The organism is Sphingomonas sp. AC435, from assembly GCF_979253005.1.
The window spans coordinates 1-237 of the sequence record NZ_CEEDCJ010000108.1 but is presented as its reverse complement, the minus strand read 5'-3'; the positions used below and the strand labels follow the sequence as shown (position 1 = coordinate 237).

Genomic DNA, 237 nt, shown 5'->3' with positions numbered 1-237 from the left:
CGTCGGTCTCGGCCGGCAGCGCCTGCGCGTCGCCGAACTCGCTGCCGCCGCGGCGAAGCTGACCCCGCCCGATCCGGTGCCGATCGGGGTGCAGGGGGCGGGCAAGCTAATCGGGCAGGACCTGCCGCGCCTCGATGCCCCGGCCCAGGTCGACGGCTCCGTCCACGTCGCCGGCGATATCCGGCTTCCGGACATGGTGCATGTAGCCATCCATCAGGGACCGCGGGGCGACAGCCG

At 73.8% G+C, this 237-nt stretch carries 1 pseudogene; it reads left to right on the top strand.

Features of this window, described 5'->3' with window-relative positions:
- Positions 1 to 237, top strand: a pseudogene (locus AC0CH8_RS19125) (xanthine dehydrogenase family protein molybdopterin-binding subunit); the annotation flags it as partial.